We start from the raw sequence: 18806 nt of genomic DNA on the forward strand, positions 1-18806 counted from the left end.
TAAAGCTAAATGTCGTGGTTATTGCAGAGATCGAAATACCATTTCTTCATTCTTTCGAATAGTCTATGTGTGTCAATCCTGCGATTTAGATAATGCGCAGTAAAAGTGTGCTCCAGGTGTATCTCTTTTCGATCATACTTTCGATCTTTGGCTTTGATAACAAAGCCTACATCTTCATCGAGATTGTCTAAGGTGTTGGCAAGGCGATCAATGTCATTCCAGAAGGTTTCCTTTTTCTGCTTGGGCCATTTTAATTTTACGGTAGCATGTAGGGGTTTTTGGTCGTTGAAGTTGTAACTAGTATCTTGGCCAGTCGCTTTGGAGATTGCATCAAGAATGAACGCACTAAAGCCCTTAGGTCTTGTTTTGACCGGAAGCTCTTTGCTGTGCTTTGGATCGAACTCGTAGGTCAAGGGCGCTGTGATTGTAATTTCACTGACCCCTTTGATTTTTCCTCGAATATTGAGGGATATGCCTCGTTCTAATGAAATGGGGTAGCCTAGGAATTCATCCGGAAATTTGTTCTCAAAAAATCTATTTAGATAGTTGCACAGATCTCCCTGCTTAGCCTGCTGGTCTTGGCAGATTATGAGGTGATTGTCTTTACATAGGAAAAACAACTGGCCTTCCAGTAGAGATCCCTTTTTGCCATCACTTGATTCAGGAAGAAGTTGTTCAATCATGAGGTGCTCCGCTTCAGGATTCTCGATGATCAACTCTCCAAGCTTATCTTGGTCAAACGTGATGAAATCTCCCCAGAAGAATCCATCTTCATTCTTGTAGGTTCCAAGAATCTGATAGTATGGAACATCTGCATCAGGTCTTATTTTTCTATCCACCGCCCGGGTTCCTTGAAAGGCTTCCCTGAGAAGCTGTTGAAGGTTCTTACCACCGTGTCTGTGAATATGTGCCCGCCAATATAATAACTTACGTTGCTGGTACTTCTTTCCGCGCGCCATGTTATCCGGTTTTAGAGAGTTAATCGCCCAGTAGTATAGGTTGCGAATCTGCGCTAATGGCGGATAGACACGTTTGGTGAAACTGTAAAGCGAGAAAAACTTCATTTTAGGGGTTTTCCCACGGCGTGTGGGAGCATCTCGGCTGGCTCTCCAGCTCAGCCTCAAGCTCCTCAATGTAGATCAAGGCATCTTCGAGGTCATCGACGACAGCAAGTGCCGCCAAATCGGCCTCTCCTCGGTTTCGAGCGGAGCGGATCGCGTGCCGCCACTGGGCGCAGCGGCCAGCCCCGGGGAAGACGAGTAGGTTGTGTTCACTCACCTCGACCTCCTTTCCAGCGGGAGCTGAGACGGCCGAGGAAGGCCTGGTGGCTCAGCCCTTCGGCTTGGGCGGCTTGGCGGATCTTCGCCATGGCGTCGCGGCCGAGTAGCTCATAGAGGCGGGGATGTGCTTTGCTGGTGGAACAGCCATAAGAGGGTCTGGATAAAGATGCAGGTTCGCAGGTGAACATGGTGGTGTAAGCAGGAAGGTTACACCGTCCAACCGGATCGATATCGGAGACCCGTAAAGACGGGCTGCGCCTCGATCAACGGCGCCGCGGCCAGCATTGGAAGACCTACCGCTGGTTGCGGTCCCACTCCAATCTGCAAGGCGGCTCAGTCACCCTCGCCGCACCGTGTTGCCCATCACCCGCCCGGACGGTTTCGGCGAGGAGGGGAGCAACACCACTGAGACCGACTAGTAAACACCTGTTTATGTATTGCAAGCCTTTTGGGGTGTTCGCTTGTTCACATGCCGCGCAGGCTCAAACACACCGATGAGCGGCTGAAATCTTCTCTGAAACCTCGATTTTGGGTCCATTTGGTTCCATTTGCGCTCTGAATCCGCTTAAATACAGGGGTATAATTTTGATTTGTAATCAGTGGGTCGTCGGTTCGAGTCCGACAGCTGGCTCCATTTTCCCCTTGATAGTAGGAAGTTTGAAAGGCTTTCGGTAGCTCTGCCGTCAATATCGCTTGGATTTACGTAGCTTTCGTATATTCAAGGATTTACATGTTTTCTGCTGGCAAGAAGCATTGCTGTGGTCGTGCCATTTTCCGTTATGACAGCAGGCAGCGCTGCGCACGGTGGTAAAGGTTTGTGCTTAGGAAAAGATTAGGCTTGTGTCTCCCTTAACGGCGTTCTGTGTTGGAGTTAAATGAAACTATTCTCTCCTGTCTTTGGCTGGGCCGTCGTTGGATGTGTGCTCGTGGCTACTAGCTTAGGGGCGCAAACCAAGGCCGAACTTGCTGCGGCTTTGGGTGACGCCTCTCTCGATGTTTCCTGGAATAGTTCCTCATCGATGAAGTGGGAAATCACTTCCGACGGTGAACGTGATTCGGTCGTCAAGAGTCATACGGGTAGTGCCAACTACGGCTCTCTCGACCTCAACGTGGGCCTTGCGGGAACGGGCTATTACCGGGTCTCTGTCGATGTGAAGAAAGTTGGGTCCAACCATGAGACCAGTATTCTTGTCGGTGACAAGGATTCGGCGGCGGCGCTCAGGTCCTTTGGCTATGCGTCATATGATTGGCAGACGCTGGAGTATATTCTGCCTGCTGGCCGGTCTTTGATCATTCGCTACTACGACAATACCAGCTCGGTTTCGAGTAGCTACATGCTGGTGGACAACCTGAAGGTTGAGGCGTTGACATCGGTGCCCTTTGCCGAGGCGTTCCCTGGTGCCACCAACTTAAAGGCGGTCGGTGATGGCGAGTGGGGCGCTTACAAGATTGACGACAGTTACTACATTAGTGCGTTTCAGGCCCCCGCCACTTCGGCTGAGACTTTGAGCAGCTTCGAGTTCGAGTTGACCGGCCCGGCGGTCCACCGAACGGAAGTTGCCTATACGAAAATAAATTCCTACAGCGACTATCAGAGGCTTGATCTCCAGATCGAGAAGAACGGCGAGTGGCAGGATGTCGCCATGCTGACCCAAAGTGGCACTCGCCCGGTGTCTTTCCAAGTCGAAGCAGGCACCCACAAGTTTCGCTGGCAGTTGAAGTCTCGATATAGTGGGATGCACTTTCTTTCGCTTGTCTCTCCGGAGGTAAAGCCAGCGTCGAGCCTCGAAACCTACTACCCCGACCTTGACTTCGTTCATCAAGTCACCTCCTTCATTCCGTTGGAAGGAGTTACGTTGAGCGGCAAGCAGGTGCTCGAATCTCAATTGACGAATAATTCAGCAGAGAATCCGCCCAGCTCGATCCGTAACTCGCTTCAGCTCAAGGCGGAAGGGCCGGGAGTGCTCACCTTTTGGGTTCAAGCGGATACCACCAGCTCTTCCTTGCAGCTTTTGGCCAGCGAGGCTGATAACCCCTCCGTTTTACAGAAGACCCTGGCAGCCAACGAGTCTTGGCAACTCGTCGAGTTCCCGGTCGCGGCGGGGATGCAAACTATTACGCTCACCCACTTTTACAGCAATTACTACGGCTATACTACGGTGCCTCGCCTGCGTATCGCCGATCTGAAGTTCGTCAGCCAGGCGACGACGACGGTGGTAGATGCGCTGGACAGTATGCCGGTGGAGAACATCAAGCGCGTGCGTGGTTGGGTAGGGGAGTTGGATAGTGCGGCCGTCGGTGGCGACGCCTTGGTCCAATACACCAGCCAATCCAATCACAACAACTTCCTGGAGGTTGAGGTAACAGGGCCCGGAACTCTGAGTTTCCGTGCCTTTGGCAGTGGCACGCGGTGTGTGGTGTCCTTCCTCGAAAAAAGCATCCCGCAAGATTATGAACTTCAGGTCATTTCAATCGAGTTTGACGGCTCCTGGAAGCTGCCAGAGGTGGAGATACCTTCGGGCGCTTACCTGGTTGGAATCCGTGCGGAGCCGGTCAATAGCGGACAGGCTGGCTATTTGAAGATCGACGACTTGAAGTTTACGCCTACGACCATCTCGATCGATACAGCAACTGCCGTCGATAACAACACACTCCTATGGGTGGATTATCCAGACAATCCCTGGATGGTGACCGCTTCCCGAACGGCTCAAGGTGGCTATGCCTTGCGATCGGGCGTCCAGCCCCGCTTTAGTGCTTCCAGCAACATCGCCACCGTGGTCAAAGGGCCGGGCGTGTTGCGTTTCCGCTATCTCGCAGACGGCCGAAGCTCTGCCCTTACGGTTTACACGAAGCCGGTAGATCGCGATTTCGACTGGAAGTCGCTTGGCTATAAGTCCGCTAGCCGCCAGACGTCCTGGCAAACGATGGCGGTTGACGTGCCTGAGGGGATGCAATGGATCCTCTTCAATGTGCTGCGTCGTGACAACAGCGTAAGCGTCACTCCAAGCACCGTGGTGTCTGGCTAGCGTGATGTATCATAGATGTCATAGGTTTGGAGGTATGACATCTATGAGTGAGGCCGAGTTGGAGATCCTGAAGCAGGACGGGTTGGGTCGCGTGCGGGTGCCGCGTGAGCGCCGGGAGGCGCTGCTGGATGTGTTCGAGGGCAGCGGACTGAGCGGGCAGGCGTTTGCGCAGCGGGTCGGGGTCAAATATCCGACGTTTGCGGGCTGGTTGCAGCGGCGCAAGCGGGAGCGACCGAACTCTGACGGGGTGGACCGTTCGGAGCCGCGGACGACGATCTCACTGGTGGAGGCGGTGGTGAGCGATGCACCCGGTGAGGTGCCGGGCTCGGTGTCGATCGAGACGAGCGGTGGGCTGCGGCTGACGATTCACCGTCGAGCGGACATCGCCCTGGCGGTAGAACTGCTCACGGCGCTTGGAGCGGGGTCTAAATGCTAAGCTTTAGCGGCAGCTTGCGCGTTTTTGTAGCCCTGGAGCCCTGCGACATGCGCAAGGGCTTCAATGGTCTGGAAGCGCTGGTGGCGGATCGGCTCAAGGAGTCGGTGCGCGGTGGAGCGCTGTTCCTCTTCACCAACCGACGGCGCACGCGGCTGAAGGCGCTTTACTTTGACGGCAGCGGGCTGTGGGTGTTGTGCAAGCGCCTGGAAGAAGGGTGCTTCAGCTGGCCGGACGCGACTGATCCCGAGGCGGTGAAGCTACGGCTGCGCCCCGAAGCCTTTGCGCTGCTCTGTGACGGCGTGGAGATGAAAGGTGCGAGGTTCCTGCCTTGGTATGAGCGTGAAAAATGAGGGATAAAGCTCGCCAGCTTACCGGCTGTGACTCATCATAATGCGCATGACCGAACGCGAATCCGAGCTGGAGGACCTGCTGAGGGCAGCTTGTTTGCAGCTCGAAGCAGCGCGTTTGGAGAACCGGCTGTTGCGGGAAAAGATCGACGCGCTGGTGCGCCAGATCTACGGGCCCAAGAGCGAACGGCTCGACCGGGCGCAGTTGACGCTGCTGGAGGACTGGGCGGCAAAAAAAGCTGACGCTCCCCTCGTCGTTGAGGCCGCGCCGAAGGGAGCCCACCGTTCATCGTCCCAGCCTCGTCGGCCCGGCCCGCGTGTGCCGGAGCACCTGCCGATGGAAGAAGTGATCCTGGATCCGCAGGAAGTTACGGCGGATCCGTCGGCGTGGCGCCTGATGGGCCAGGAGGTCAGCGAACAGCTCGACTATCGGCCCGCGCGCTTCCTGTGCCGGCGCTTGATCCGCCGCAAATACGCCCGGCGCGACCAGCCTTATGCCGCGCCGACGATCGCGCCGCTGCCCCCTTCGTTGCAAGAGCGCTGCCTGGCGACGCCGGAGCTGATGGCGCAAGTGGTGATCAGCAAATATGTCGATCACTGCCCGCTCTACCGTCAGGAGCAGATCTATCGCCAGCGCCATCAGGTGGAGCTGCCGCGCCAGACGCTCTGCCGCTGGGTCAGTCTGGCCGCCGACTAGCTGCGTCCAGTCTATGAGGAGATGCAGCGCCAGCAGGCGCAAGCAACTTACCTTCAGGTAGATGAGACACCCATCCGCTACCTTGAGCCGGGAGCCGGACGTGCACCGCAAGGCTACTTTTGGGTCACCCACGTGCCCGGCAGCGACGTGATTTACCACTGGCACGCAAGCCGCGCGGCGGCTTGCCTCCAGCAGGTCGTGCCGCCTGCCTTCAGGGGCACCCTCCAGTGCGACGGTTACTCAGGCTACGTCAGTCACCAAAAGGAGCGTGCCCACGCACTGCAACTCGCTGGCTGCTGGGCACATGCGCGGCGCAAGTTTTACGAGGCCCGCTCGCGCGCTCCGCTCGTGGTCGACTGGCTCCTGCGCCAGATCGGTCAGCTCTACAGTCTCGAATCACGCTTGCGCTCCGCTCGGGCCAGCCCAAAACTGCGCGCAGCGGCCCGGGCCCGCGAAGCCGCTCCGGTCGTCGAGCGCATCCGCAAGGCCTTGATCATACTCAAGCCCCGCTACCTGCCGCAGTCCAGCCTCGGCAAGGCCATCGCCTACACCTTCGGCCTCTGGCCCCAGCTCGGCCGTTACCTGCAACACGGCCACCTCGAGATCGACAACAACCTGGTGGAGAACGCCATCCGTCCCACAGCCATCGGCAAGAAAAACTGGCTCTTCATCGGCTCCGAAGGCTCCGGCCAGACCAGCGCAATCCTCTTCACTCTCGTCGAGTCCGCCAAACGCCAAGGCCTCGAGCCCTACACCTACCTCTGCCACCTCCTGCGCTCCCTTCCCGCCGCCACCAACTGGCAAATCCACCGCTTCACCCCGGCGGCATACGCCAAAGCTCAAGCCAAGGCGAAGGCCCAAAACATCGCCGCTTGAAGCGCAAGAAGTCATCGCGGTCATAAACGTCATACCGATGAAAGCTATCACAACTATGACAGCTTACACGTCCAGCCTGTAGTGACGGCGCTTGGCGTGACGCTTACGTCAAAGCGCACTGTCCCAATGCTGAAGTCGTTTACGACCTCTTCCACGTCGTCGCCAAATACGGCCGCGAGGTCATCGACCGCGTGCGCGTCGATCAGGCCAACGCCTTGCGCGAGGACAAGTCAGCGCGCCAGGTCGTCAAACGCAGCCGCTGGCTGTTGCTCAAAAACCGCGCCAACCTCAGCGACGAGCAGGCCACTCGCCTCGATGCCCTCATGAGCCTCAACGCCCCCTTGGCCCAAGTCTACATCCTCAAAGATCAGCTCAAGGAACTCTGGGCGGTGCCCCTCACCCTGGAGCGCCTACCGGCTCTGGCGAGCCTGGTGGCGCATGGCCCAAGAGAGCGGCTTACAGCCGCTGATCGCCTTCGCCCGCAAGCTCAAACCCTACCTCAGGGGGATCCTCGCCTCCGCTCGGTTCCCCCTCAATACCAGCGTCCTCGAAGGCATCAACAACAAGATCAAGGTCATCAAACGCATGGCATACGGATACCGAGACACCGAATACTTCTTCCTCAAAATCAAATATGCCTTCCCCGGAATACGACGATGAACCAAAAATTTTGGACACCACTAACTAACCTAATAGCACGCTAGCGATTGGATTTCAGCGAATCGAGAAAGCTCTTAAAATTCAAAAACTTTTTTGTTGGAATGTTATTTAGATTTCCTTTGTTTAGACTAATAATTTCGCTAGTTGCCACATTGAGGACGTAAGGACAGTCGTCTGCATCGGATCCGATGCAGACAAACTCTTTTGGCCATTTTGGTAAACCCTCGAAACCTGAACGATAAAGTGAAGTTTCTTCAATTATTTCTTCAGGTTCGGCATACAAAGAATATACATCTACTCCTCTAGGCCTGCTATTCATTAAGAAATGAGTGTAATCAATTGGGAGGGTTAGGCCTAATTTCTCTTGTAATAATTCTATGTCCTTAGCCGATAAGGGTACAGCAAAGTCGTCTATAAAACTTTCCTTGGTCCCTCCTTCGTCCATTCGAAAAAAAATCCAGTATAAAATAGGGCCTCCTACAAACACAAGGGCCCCGATGACTAGTGCAGCTGCAAGAACGGGATGCATAATCTAATAATTACCGCTGTATTAAGTCTGGACGCAAAACTTTTGTCAGCGTGGGAACAACTCCATCATGAATATCCTCCAGTCGCAATCTGCGTAATGTCATTGCACGATGCTCATCGCGTTCAAACTTTCGAGCTGCTTCAATTGCATCGTTCAAATCAATACTAGCTGGTACTAATCTGAAACAAACCTTCGATGCACCTTTGCCCAAGAGAAAGGCAAAAGGCCCTGCCTTCTTTTCCCATAGTATTCTAGATTGAAATACGTTATCATTATAATCGATAACAAAGAAACCATCATAATATCCTAATCGTGGTGATTCACGGATAAAGCTTCCGTCACGGTTGCAAGCAGTCATTGGCGACGACAAAAAATCTTCCTTGGTTGCTATTCGACAAGAATCTGATGTCATTACAAGCACTGGGAATGTGGGTGTATTTATTGGCATGTTCAGTAGCTAATTGTAAAACAGACCCGTTGAATATGACCCAACGCCGAGAACTCCAATTTTGGCCCATCCCGGAGTACCGTTCCATGCTCGAATCAATGAACGGTTTGCCCAGATAAGTTCTCCACCACCATGTAACGCATCATGGAACGCCGTGTCTTGTGGCATTCGCATCAAATTCCATGGCTGATTCTTTATTCGATCTGGAACTAATCGTCCGATCCCCTGATTTCGATTGAATAACCAATGGTGAATCTCTTGCTTCGGAAAGTCACGGAGACCATTCCTCCCAATTCTGGCTGAGACATTATCCCAACTTGACGATAATCCAGACCTGAAGGTACGTTTTACTGCTTGACGTGCGGCTATTTTGAAACCACCGACTACCAAGCCTTTCGTGATCGCCCCTACACCTGTTAAATCTGTTATGGCGAGGGCTGTGTGGAGGATGCCTTGTCCCCAATTGCCAGCGGCAAAACTATCGTATGCATCAAGCGCAGAGCCTAGAACAGGAACGAATCCGGCTACATCACGCGCAAAATCTTTAGCTGTATAAGAACTACTGCCACTTCCTAAGGCAAATGAGTAACCAGCAGTCATAGCCTGTATACTATTTTGTGAGCCGAAACCCGTGGGATCAATGTTCATAATCGGGTTACCATTTGCGTAGGCATACCAGTTCCATCCATCTTGGGCTGGATCGGAATTCACAAACCGACAGATTAGGGAGTTGAAGTAGCGAGCTCTCATGTGGATGAGCCCGTTGTCGTCCGTGTGGATGGCAAAGAAACCGCCGTAGCGAAATGGGGTCTGGTGCGAGCCGCTTTGATAGATGAGGTGGCCGTAGGGGGCGTAGCGGTATTCTGCGACAACGGTTTGGCTTTGATTCGTCAGCGCGACCGTGTTGCCGGTTTGGTCGTAGTGATAATAGATCGCGTTGCCGCTGGCATCGACTTCGTAACTTAGTCCGATACCATAGACATAACGAGTGGTGACGCCGTTGCGCGTGATTTGGATCGGGCGCGAGAGGCCGCGATTGGCGTCAATCACGAAGCTGGCGTTTGTGGTTCCGCTGATGCCAATACGGTTCCCTTCGGCATCGTATTGATAATTGATCCCTCCCGCGCTGGTCAGTTGGTTGCGCGCATTATAATTGTAGCTTGCCATTTGGCCGCTGGGGAGTGGCCCCCAGCTCATGTTGCCGTCGAGGTCATGCTGAGCCGCCTCCATTCCATGGCCGGGCGGGGTGCCGCCCAATCCGGGAATCTCGAAGGTGGCAATTTGGTTGTCAGCGTTGAAGGTCAGAGCGACAGGCGGCGGGGCGTCAAATTGCGCCGGGTCTATCGAGGGCGAAACGGCCAGCTGGTAGATTTCGTCGCTATCGTAATAACTGACATCGTAGCTCGCAATTATGGTATCGTCGCTGTGTAGCTCTTGGATCAGTTCCGGGCGCCCGACGTCGTCATAAGTGATGACGCGCTTGGTGCCATTCGGACGTTCGATCCTCGCAAGTCTGCCGTCGTTGCTCCAATAGAAAGTCGATGTTCGCGGTGAATTCCCCAAACGTTCGATGACGTTCTTTAAGCGCCCGGTTTGCCAGTAGGTGTATTCGACATTGCCAGTGGTTTCGTTGCCGCCCGGGTAGATCAGCAGGCGTAGCCGCCCGCTGTCGTAATAGCGATACCCAATGGCCTGCCCATTTTCGTCGGTATAGCTCAGTACCCGCCCAAGTCGGTCGTAGGTGCGCGTGATCGTGTCGCTACCCTCGGTGACGGTCAGCGGGTCACCGTTGGCGTTATAGGTGTAGCTGATCGTGCCGACGTCGTCGGTGACGGAAGTCAGCCGCCCGGAGGTCGGGTGGTAGTTGAAAGAAGTGACCTCGCCGGAGGGCTCGGTGACGGTAAGCGGCGCGCCCCGGTGGGTGTAGGTGGTGGTGAGGGCGCGCTCGGCGGCGACGTCGAGCGGTGTAGCGACGCTGGTCTGCCGCCCAAGCCCGTCATATTGGAGAGCAAAGACCTTGTCGCTTCGATTGGTGAAGTAGCGGAGGTTACCGCGTCGGTCGTATTCGCTGGTGGTGGTCAACCCGTCTGGCGCGGTGAAGACGGTGCGTGGGAAGCCGGTGGTCTGGTCGCCTTCGGCGATGTCAGTGACGTCATAGGCAAAGCCGGTGCTGCGTGGTATGCCTGCGCCGGGGTCGGTCTGACTGAGCAGGCGTCCGTCGCCGTCATATGTGAAGGCGGTGTCGCGGTCACCGGTCGCTTCCGGTCGGTCGGTTGCTTGCAACTCGCCGTCGGGGAAGTAGTTGAGCGAGGTGACGCGCCCAAGGGCATCAGTCACCGCGGTATTGAAGTCGCGCCCGTCGTAGGCGTAGGTGGCGATGGCGTCGTCGGCGAGGGTGGCGGTTTCGTTGGCCAAAAACTCGCCAAGGGGCTTGTCGGTGGGGGTGTAGGTGAAGCGCTCGACGACGCGCTGGCCGCTATTGTCGGTCGGGTGGGTGATGCTGGCGAGGCGGCCCTGGTTGTCATAGCTGCGGTCTTCGGCGGCCTCGTCCGCGCCGCCATCGTCATATTCCGTGCGGATGACCTGGCGGCGGGCGTTGTAGGTGAAGGTGGTGCGGATACTGCGCGGGTCGATGACGGAAAGGAGGTCACCACGCGCGTTGTAGTTGTAATCGGTGACGAAGTTACCCGGCTCGGTGACCGTGTTGGGCTGCCCCCACTGATCGTAAGTGTAGGTGGTGACGAGGCCGTCGTCATCCGACACGGTGTTTACGCGCCCGATGCCAGTGCCGCTGGCGTAGTACGTAAAGGTGGTGGTGCCTTCGGAATCGACGACGGTCTGCGGGCGGTTCTTGCCCGCATTTGGTCCGTTGATGAAATAGGTGTAGGTCGTGACATTTCCGTCCGGGTCCGTAACCGTCTGGATGCGGTGCAGGGCATCGTAAGTATAAACGGTGCTGCCCCCTCCGCGCGGGTGGTCGCTGCGCAGCAGATTGTGGTCGCCGTCGTAGTGGTTGACGGTGACTTCGCCGCTGGGCGAAACCTGCCGCACGACGTGATCCTGGCCGTCGTATTCCCAGAAGGAGGCATCGCGCATGGCGTCGATCTGGCCCGCCGAGCGCCCGCGCTCGTCGTATTGGTATTCGGTGACGTTGCCCGCGGGATCAATTTCCAGGCTGGACACGCCGGTGTAGTTGAGCGTCCAGGTTTTATTGGTATCGCCATGGAGGTATTGCTGCGCGACGCGTTCGAGGTCGTCGTAAACGTTCTGGGTAATGATCTGGCCGTCGTGGTTGCGCATCCGCACCATCAGATGCTGAATAGCCGTGATGCCGGAAGGATCGACAGGGCCTGGCAGACTGGAGCCGCTAATGGAGTCCGAGCCGTTTCCATTGACCGCATAGGCGAAATACGTGTAGCGCGTTTCGGGATCAGTGAAGCGGTCGAGGTTCCCGTTGGCATCATAGCGGTAGTAGATGTTGCGCCCGGCGGAATCCTGCACGCGGTTGATGCGGTCGTTGCCGTCGTAATGGAAAGTGAAGCGGCGACCGAAGGCATCTTGCACGTAGTTGAGGCGGTCGTCGGCATGGTACTCGAACTGCATTGCCACGCCATCGACGTCGACGATCCGGTCAACGCGCTGGCCGTTGTCGCCGCTGGTCTGGGTCGGCTCGAAGAAGATGGTGTTACCAAGGCGTTGCCGGAGAACGTAGTTACCATTGCCATCGGCTGAAAGTGACATGGTCGAACCTGTCGGTGGCGTAAAAGTGCCATTGGGTTGGCGAATGAACTGAAAGGTGTCGTGCCCGATGGTGATGGAGACGGCGTTGGTTTCGAGCTGGTCGGTCGTGTCGTTGAACTCGGCGAGTTCATCGGTGAACCAGCCGACGGTCAGCACCGCTGCGCCCCATTCGGTGGGGGTTGCGCCCTCGCGGTAAAGATCGGAGGCGATCAGCGCGGAGGTCAGGAAAGTCGCGGCCTGTTGCGGCGTGCCCAGCCCGAGGGCTTCCTCGGTGGCGGTGCGGGCGTAGGCTCGGATGTGCAGGTTATGCGTCCAGCCATAGCCTAGGTGCTGGGTATCGCGTCCGGCGGTCAGGCTGCGGTAGCTGCGTGTCAGCGTGAGCCCGCGTGGAGCACCCGCATTGCCGGTGGACAGGTCGGTATTGGCGTAGGTGAAAGAGCCCGTGGCCATGTCCACCGGGTCACTACCGTAGAAGTCTGGCGTCGAGTAGCTCGGTGGGCTGAAGTTTTGCAGGCCCGGGGACGACGGACTAGTGTAGTTGTAAGTCGGGTTGCTGAAGCTGCTGTTGACGATGGTCGGCGAAGAAACGTAACCGGGACTAGTTGAAAAGCCCCCGCTGTAACCCCCGCTGATGATCATACCCGCTCTGGAGGGGCTGCGGATGATCCAGCCGGAGCCGTTCCAGATGCCGCCCTGGCTGACGTTGTAATTACGCGGCAGAAAGAGCGTCGCGCCATTGGCGATGGCGTCGTCGAGGTCAGTCAGGTTCGGGTAGTTTTGCAGGTTGCCCCGCACCTTGTGAGTGCCAACATTCCAATTGGTCGAATCCGCCAGGTAGAGGCGCTGATTGCTGTTGGAGACGCTGTCACGGTTGGCTTGGCGGAGGATGTTGACCGTTGAAACCGCCGAGTAGCCGGGCTGCATTTGTTCGATAATACCGTGCTCTAGGGCGCTGGCAAAGAGAGCGCCGAGATGGAAGACATTATCGAATTGCCCACCGTCGGTTACTCCATCTCTCGGCTGGTGCGCAGCAAGCTGAAGCCCTACGTCAATGTAGAATCCCTGCTCCTGCCCAACTCGGCCAAAACGGTATTGAGGGCGCAAGGCCACATCGTTCTGGCTAGCGAGCAAGCGATCCACCAAATTGGTCTGGTAGAGCCAAGTGAGTCCCATTACATTGAGTAGTTCACTGCGGACCTGATGGGAGTCATCGTCCAGACCGCTTTCGAGTAGATCTTGCAGGCATTCGTTTCGGCGCTGCAACAGGCGTCCCGAGGGCGAAAAGCCGTAGATGATGGTATAGACGAAGTTGTCCGCCCGCTGGTAATCTTTCGTTTCACTCAAATTGGAAGCAGGACCGGGCACATTTGCCGAGATGGTGAGATTGAAGGACGTATTGACCGCTCCGGTGGGCTGACGCCCTGTCTCTGCCGGAGGAATCACATCATCAACTCGTAGCTGCGCTTGAGTGCCGCTGAAAGTCAGGGACAACTTCCGGCCCCTTAGCTCGGCCATGTCGAAGGTGTAATCCAACGATCCAGAGCGAATACGCAGGGTCGCGCGGTAGTTGGAAGGGATTTCCGTCCAGGTTAGGTTCGTGCCAAAATAGTCCTCGGGGAGAACGAAGGCCTCGCTCAAGTCATCAATAGTGACTTCGACGATCCGGCGTCCACTGACGATTTCATTTAGGGAAAGGTTTGGGTAATTCTGCTCCAGCAGGTCCAGCAATGCGCCCGCGCGGGACGCAAGATGCGCCTCAATACCCGAATCGCTAAGGTTGCGGACATATCTAGGACCCGCGTTGCCGCCTACGGCTGAGAGCAACGCGCTGCGGGTGTAGCCGCTCGCTGAAAGCAGGTCCTGCAGGCCCGGGATCGTATCATGGATTTTATAAGACGGATCGAGATTGAACGTACCTTGATCGATGGTCAGGCGGAGCCATAGGTGGTCGAAGACAAAGGTTGCACGCTGCGGCAAATACGGAGACCACAGTGATACCGTGTTGCTTCCCATCGCAATACCGCTGGAGGCAATGAAGGCGCTACCAAATGCAGCTTGCTTAGCCACTAAGTTCGAAGTCGTAGCCAGGGCTTCGGGGGGCACGCCCGGAGCTCCTGCGTAGAACTCTTCGACAGGTACGCCGTAAACTTCCTCAAAGGTTCGGCCCGGGAAAGGCTCGTCGGCCATGCCGAGCCAGTCAGAGACGTCATCGTAATTGAGCTTCATACCACGCAAGCGGAACTCGAAATTAGCCATTCCAGCGGCGGAGAGCAGGTCGGCCAGCAGCGCACACTGGTCAAAGTCGTTGCCGGAGCCCTCGAGGAGTGTCAGCAGTGATCCTTTGCGAAGGCCGTGGTAGGACTGATAGTTGATGTTGTTCCGCACCCAATTGAATACCTCAATGGCGCGGCGCGCATCGGTAGACTGACCGGGAATTGGATTGGCATCGGCCGCCGCGACGAGCGAATCCGCCAATTCAACGATCTCTGGCGGGAGGTCAACGGAGGACATTGCCGACGCACTGAAGGCCATCGGACTGCTATCGAGGGTCATCAGCGAAGGCTCCGCTGGCGTCACCTCAGCGGGTGTGCCTTCACCGATAACTTCGACGGGAAAAGCGTTCAGTGGGGTGTTTTGCCAGAGTGGATTGCCTCCGTTCTGGGCATTTACAGATACAGTGATAACCCAAAATAGAAGTGCAACTATGAGGTGTTTCATCAGAAAAGGCGGAAAAAGTTTTGTGTTTGCGAGTATGCTGAAACATCCATTCCGATTGGTTATTCTTCGATATAATCCACATATGACGACTGAAGACTTCCTTCATCGTCGTAACTGTATTCAACATTATAGCCGTTGCCGTACGCAATACCCAAGAGTCTTCCGCTTTGATCATATGTATATGTCATCTGGCTCAAGTCGGGATACGTGATAGGTATACTCAACGGATCAATGGGGTCTGTGCCTTGCTCTAGTTCTAGCTGATTTGTGGCATTATCACCGTCATAGTCACCATTAGGGTCCAGTGTCTGAGCAAAAGTTATGCGCCAGTCAAGAATCCCGTCAGCGGGGTTTTCATCAACAGAAACCCACTGACTAATGCTCCACGAGAACAGGTGCTTTACTTGTCCGAGATTAGCAATGCTTGTGTTATCTGGAGTGCTATCATTCAACCAAGGATAGCGTGGAGAATGATCATTAGCACCTTCACTCAAGCTAAGGTTGTCAGGCCATCCAGCCTCACCTGGACCGAATCCAATATCCGCAAATCGGTCGAAGAAAACGTGAGATGAGTTCTTTAATTGCCCTAAGTTCGCCGGTGATCTGTTCGCACCCGATTCCAGAACGAAACCATCAACGAAGTTATCAATGGCTGGGCCTGCTCCTCCAATCAGAGCAAGTTGCTCATCCAGTTCATCGCGTGCAATGGTCGCCATGTGCTTAAGCTGCCCTAGAAGCAAGGGCGAAGAGTTTCCATGATCACCTGCCAAGGTTCGGTCTACATCGACTACGCTTTTGGATGGATCAGCATCGTACCACCACTCCGGATATGCAGGCGGCCATCCGGCGGGGACTGCCGAAAGCACACCCGGAACGAGCGTAAGCAACAGTGTGAGTTGGTAGGGTGGCGACTTCATGACAGCAGTAGACGGTATGTGTGAGACAACAAGTATCGCTCATTGTCCAGAGACGTTTCCCATGTAAATATCAACTTGGAAGGTGCCTCGGCGAAATTATAGCCTATATCGGCAAAAGAAGGGGTAGAGCCGTTGCATGCCTCACCCCAGGATGCATTGTCCGTGTCAAGCATGAAGCGCATGTAACACGAAGCACGTAAGCCGAAGTTCTTCAACTGACCTTGGTTCACCACGCCGTAATCGTTTGGCTCATGTTCTGGAAGAATCAATCCCATCTCTTGCCACCAGCTAGGATAGTCTGCAGCTACGACTGAGGAGCAGCCTAAGAATAATAACACGAATTGTGAGATGCATTTCATCGTATTATCCATGGCTCGGCTTATTGAAAGTTACCCATCGACACATCGCCCTGCACATGCCTGATCAACACCCTGTTCGCTTCCAATTCGAGTTGTGATTCTCCATTTCCAATATCTCTAAGAGAAAAGCCAGACAATGTTGCCGGGCTCTGAGCTGCAGACACACCATCACTAAAAACCCTAAACGCGCCATATGAGTTATCAACCGACCATTTGCGGGATTGCGAAATTACAACCTTACTGGGGTCGCCCTCATCAAAGACAGGAGGTCCCTCAAGAATGATCCTCCCATTCTCCTGCGATACTACAACCCCGTTAAAGACTCCCGTGGAAGAGGTCACCGCTCCGCTAACATTGAGATTGCCGACAACATTATTGGGATTCAACACCCGCCATTCGGCATTTCCATCACCGTCTACTGCGGTCAAAACGCGATCGGCAGCCGGGTTACCGCCTGAAATAGCAATGGTACCATCAATCTTTGCATCACCATCCACATGCAGCCTGGCCTCAGGTGTAGCCGTCCCAATCCCGAGGTCGCTCATGAAAAATGACTCGTGTCGGTTTACGCGAAAAACCTCCACCTGATGATTGGTCTGTGAAGTTAGAAATTTCCAAGTTGAGGTAGATTCCAGAAGCATCTCCTGATCAACTTGCGACAGCTTAACTCCTTCGCCCTTGAAGGTAAGCTGAGCATTATTCCCCCAAAGGTTAAGATTCTTGTAAACTGCGACATCATCATCAAAGATTGCGTTATCTGTCACACGCAACGCAGTGCCCGGTTGGTCGATTCCTGTAGGAGTAAAAGTGATGCCAGTAGAACCACCGATCGTAACGCTTCCATCTTTTCGAACGATAAAAGCATCCTTACGTTGCGATGCATTATCACCAGTTCCCGCACCAATCACAAAAACAGGCTGCTTATCCTCCGCGGTAGTTGTGTCAACTCCCGAACCAGCAAAATTAAAGACTCCAAGAGCGACCGATGCCGAGGGAGCCTTTCCCGATATCAGCTCTACGCCATTACCTGCTACAAAAGACATATCAGGCCCGGCTTCGGTCCTTGATCCAAAAGCAGCCGCATAGGCCCCACGGGCCACCGCAGCCGAACCAACAGCAATGCCCCCATTGTTATTGGTATGACTATCTGCTCCGCCTTCAATCCCTTTGGCTGCCCACAGATCTCCATCATCTTGAATCAGGCTATTATTAAGCATCCCGACCGGCGTAAACCGGGGAGCCTGATTATCCTTAAATCCGACCGTAGCTTTCATCAATAGAGTTGAGATCACAGGCGAACTCCACTGATTGACGTTGAGGTCGTAGATTTCTTGAGTGGCTTCCATGCCGTTACCCGCACCAATGCCAGGAATCCCGATCAAGACGTAGCTGTAGGTAGATTCATCACCGTAAGTGGATCCTATTGGATTACCCATTTCGGCAGGCACTACCCTTCGGGTCATTTCGAGAGCTTCTCGACTAGCCCCCAACGAAAGCATCTTTTGCTCTAACTCACTAGCGTTCCCAGAAGTAAAATCGAAGCACTCGGCCCAGGAAAGCACGATATGAATATACTGCTCATCAAAGTAGCTGTCTATGGCCGCCAGTAATTGAGCCTCGTCGTTGTGAACTTCTATCGCTTGACCGTTAATCGGCACCACATTACCAGTAGACCGGTCAATAACCATGTGCATCATGGCCTTTGGAAAATCGCGGAAATTACGACTACTTCCCGAACCATGGTATTTCCTATCCTCACTAGCATCATATATGGTGTAAAGACGCCCATTGTATGACACGATTGTCTGGCTATAGTTCTGCCAGCCAGCATACCTAAAACCACCGACAGCTATAAGTGGTCGTGTTTCTATATTCTCCAGCGACGAGATGCCGTTTAGCTTAATCTTGTTGCCAAGGATCTGTGTATCCTCCCCAGCGACGCCCACCGTAGCGGAATGAACTAGTGATAGAGAAAACAGGCCATAAAGGCTAGAGCAGAGCAGCAGTTTGGTTTTCATGGATTCTTCGTCTGGTTTATTATTTGGCTTCAAGACGCAGCAGCTTCTTCGAGGCTTTCGTAAAGGCTCGTTCCTGCTCTTCTAGCTCTTGCGCTCGTGCACTTTGCTCAATGAGCTGAGAGTTTTCGCGCGCCGCCGCGCGCGAAAGCAGCTTGCCAAGCGAAGCTACCTTCTCCTCCTGTGCCTCTAGCTCCACATATTGCTCGAAGTTTTCACGCATAAAAGCCGCCTGCATCGCCGCCGCCTCCTCGTAGGTGGCGTAGGGCACAGTGGCCAAATAAGACTTTAACAACGCATCGAGCTCTGACCGATCCTCCGCCAGCTGAGCTTTCTGAGCTGTAAACTCCGCCTCCAGACGCTGACGGTAAGTCAGCGAAGTGGTTGTGACGCTCGCCACCGAGACTTGCGAGGCAGATTGATCTTTAGCCAGCAATGGAGAGCTGAACAGCAAAAGTAATAGCCCAACGTAGCTACGAAGAGAGGATATAAGCTTCATGCAGACAATAAAGCCTAGGCCTCACAATAGATCGCAAGCTATTTTTTCAGACAAAACAGCAAGTCCTTTGCCACAAAGGTGATACCGCCAGTTAACGCATTTTACTACGTTTGCACGCCTAGCACCCTGCTGAAAAAGCGCTTTGACCAGACGTTGAGGCAGTAACAAGTAACGTGCGATGCAGCTGCCGCAGCATCGCCGGCCCGATTTTCGGGCAATTTGTTGTGATTTGGGTAGCGCGGGGCGAGGGCGGCGGCG

General features: G+C 54.7%; 12 protein-coding genes and 2 pseudogenes. 6 read left to right on the forward strand and 8 right to left on the reverse strand.

Features of this window, described 5'->3' with window-relative positions:
- Window positions 1–5 precede the first annotated feature (5 nt).
- A complete protein-coding gene (locus tag Q7P63_01355; GenBank protein MDP0498721.1) occupies window positions 6–1064 on the reverse strand; it encodes a hypothetical protein in 1059 nt (352 codons plus the stop codon).
- A 22-nt stretch (window positions 1065–1086) separates the two neighbouring features.
- Between Q7P63_01355 and Q7P63_01360 the strand changes: the two genes are divergently transcribed.
- The 6 genes and pseudogenes from Q7P63_01360 (at window position 1087) to Q7P63_01385 (ending at window position 7322) form a co-directional block, all read left to right on the forward strand.
- Complete coding sequence (locus Q7P63_01360; GenBank protein ID MDP0498722.1) at window positions 1087–1263, forward strand: hypothetical protein; 177 nt, start codon at window positions 1087–1089, stop codon at window positions 1261–1263.
- An 892-nt stretch (window positions 1264–2155) separates the two neighbouring features.
- On the forward strand, window positions 2156–4306 hold the full coding sequence (locus Q7P63_01365) for a hypothetical protein (GenBank protein MDP0498723.1): 2151 nt from the start codon (window positions 2156–2158) through the stop codon (window positions 4304–4306).
- A gap of 43 nt (window positions 4307–4349) precedes the next feature.
- Entirely contained in the window at window positions 4350–4742 is a 393-nt protein-coding gene (locus tag Q7P63_01370; protein MDP0498724.1) for a hypothetical protein, read from the forward strand.
- Window positions 4736–5092 (forward strand): IS66 family insertion sequence element accessory protein TnpB, encoded by a 357-nt coding sequence (tnpB, locus tag Q7P63_01375; protein ID MDP0498725.1) that lies wholly within the window; start codon window positions 4736–4738, stop codon window positions 5090–5092. Before Q7P63_01370 ends, tnpB begins: the two co-directional genes overlap by 7 nt.
- Window positions 5093–5138: 46 nt before the next feature.
- Window positions 5139–6662 (forward strand): annotated as a pseudogene (locus Q7P63_01380) (IS66 family transposase).
- Window positions 6663–6769: 107 nt separating this feature from the next.
- Window positions 6770–7322, forward strand: a pseudogene (locus Q7P63_01385) (transposase).
- A 40-nt stretch (window positions 7323–7362) separates the two neighbouring features.
- Here Q7P63_01385 and Q7P63_01390 read toward each other — a convergent pair.
- From Q7P63_01390 to Q7P63_01420, 7 genes are read right to left on the reverse strand one after another with little or no spacing between them, the layout of a single operon-like run.
- Window positions 7363–7851 carry an SMI1/KNR4 family protein gene (locus Q7P63_01390; protein MDP0498726.1) on the reverse strand — a complete coding sequence of 163 codons (489 nt, stop codon included), beginning with the start codon at window positions 7849–7851 and terminating at the stop codon, window positions 7363–7365.
- Between the two features lie 10 nt (window positions 7852–7861).
- Complete coding sequence (locus Q7P63_01395; GenBank protein ID MDP0498727.1) at window positions 7862–8299, reverse strand: hypothetical protein; 438 nt, start codon at window positions 8297–8299, stop codon at window positions 7862–7864.
- Window positions 8300–8308: 9 nt separating this feature from the next.
- On the reverse strand, window positions 8309–14758 hold the full coding sequence (locus Q7P63_01400) for an RHS repeat-associated core domain-containing protein (protein MDP0498728.1): 6450 nt from the start codon (window positions 14756–14758) through the stop codon (window positions 8309–8311).
- A gap of 59 nt (window positions 14759–14817) precedes the next feature.
- Window positions 14818–15675, reverse strand: coding sequence for a hypothetical protein (locus Q7P63_01405; protein MDP0498729.1), 858 nt, complete (start codon window positions 15673–15675; stop codon window positions 14818–14820).
- Window positions 15672–16046 (reverse strand): hypothetical protein, encoded by a 375-nt coding sequence (locus Q7P63_01410; protein MDP0498730.1) that lies wholly within the window; start codon window positions 16044–16046, stop codon window positions 15672–15674. The genes Q7P63_01405 and Q7P63_01410 overlap by 4 nt, the downstream gene beginning before the upstream one ends.
- A gap of 8 nt (window positions 16047–16054) precedes the next feature.
- On the reverse strand, window positions 16055–18052 hold the full coding sequence (locus Q7P63_01415; GenBank protein MDP0498731.1) for a hypothetical protein: 1998 nt from the start codon (window positions 18050–18052) through the stop codon (window positions 16055–16057).
- A gap of 19 nt (window positions 18053–18071) precedes the next feature.
- Window positions 18072–18548, reverse strand: coding sequence for a hypothetical protein (locus tag Q7P63_01420; protein MDP0498732.1), 477 nt, complete (start codon window positions 18546–18548; stop codon window positions 18072–18074).
- Window positions 18549–18806 lie beyond the last annotated feature (258 nt).

It is taken from the genome of Verrucomicrobiota bacterium JB022 (genome assembly GCA_030673845.1).
In the GTDB taxonomy this organism is placed as follows: Bacteria; Verrucomicrobiota; Verrucomicrobiia; order Opitutales; family Oceanipulchritudinaceae; genus WOUP01.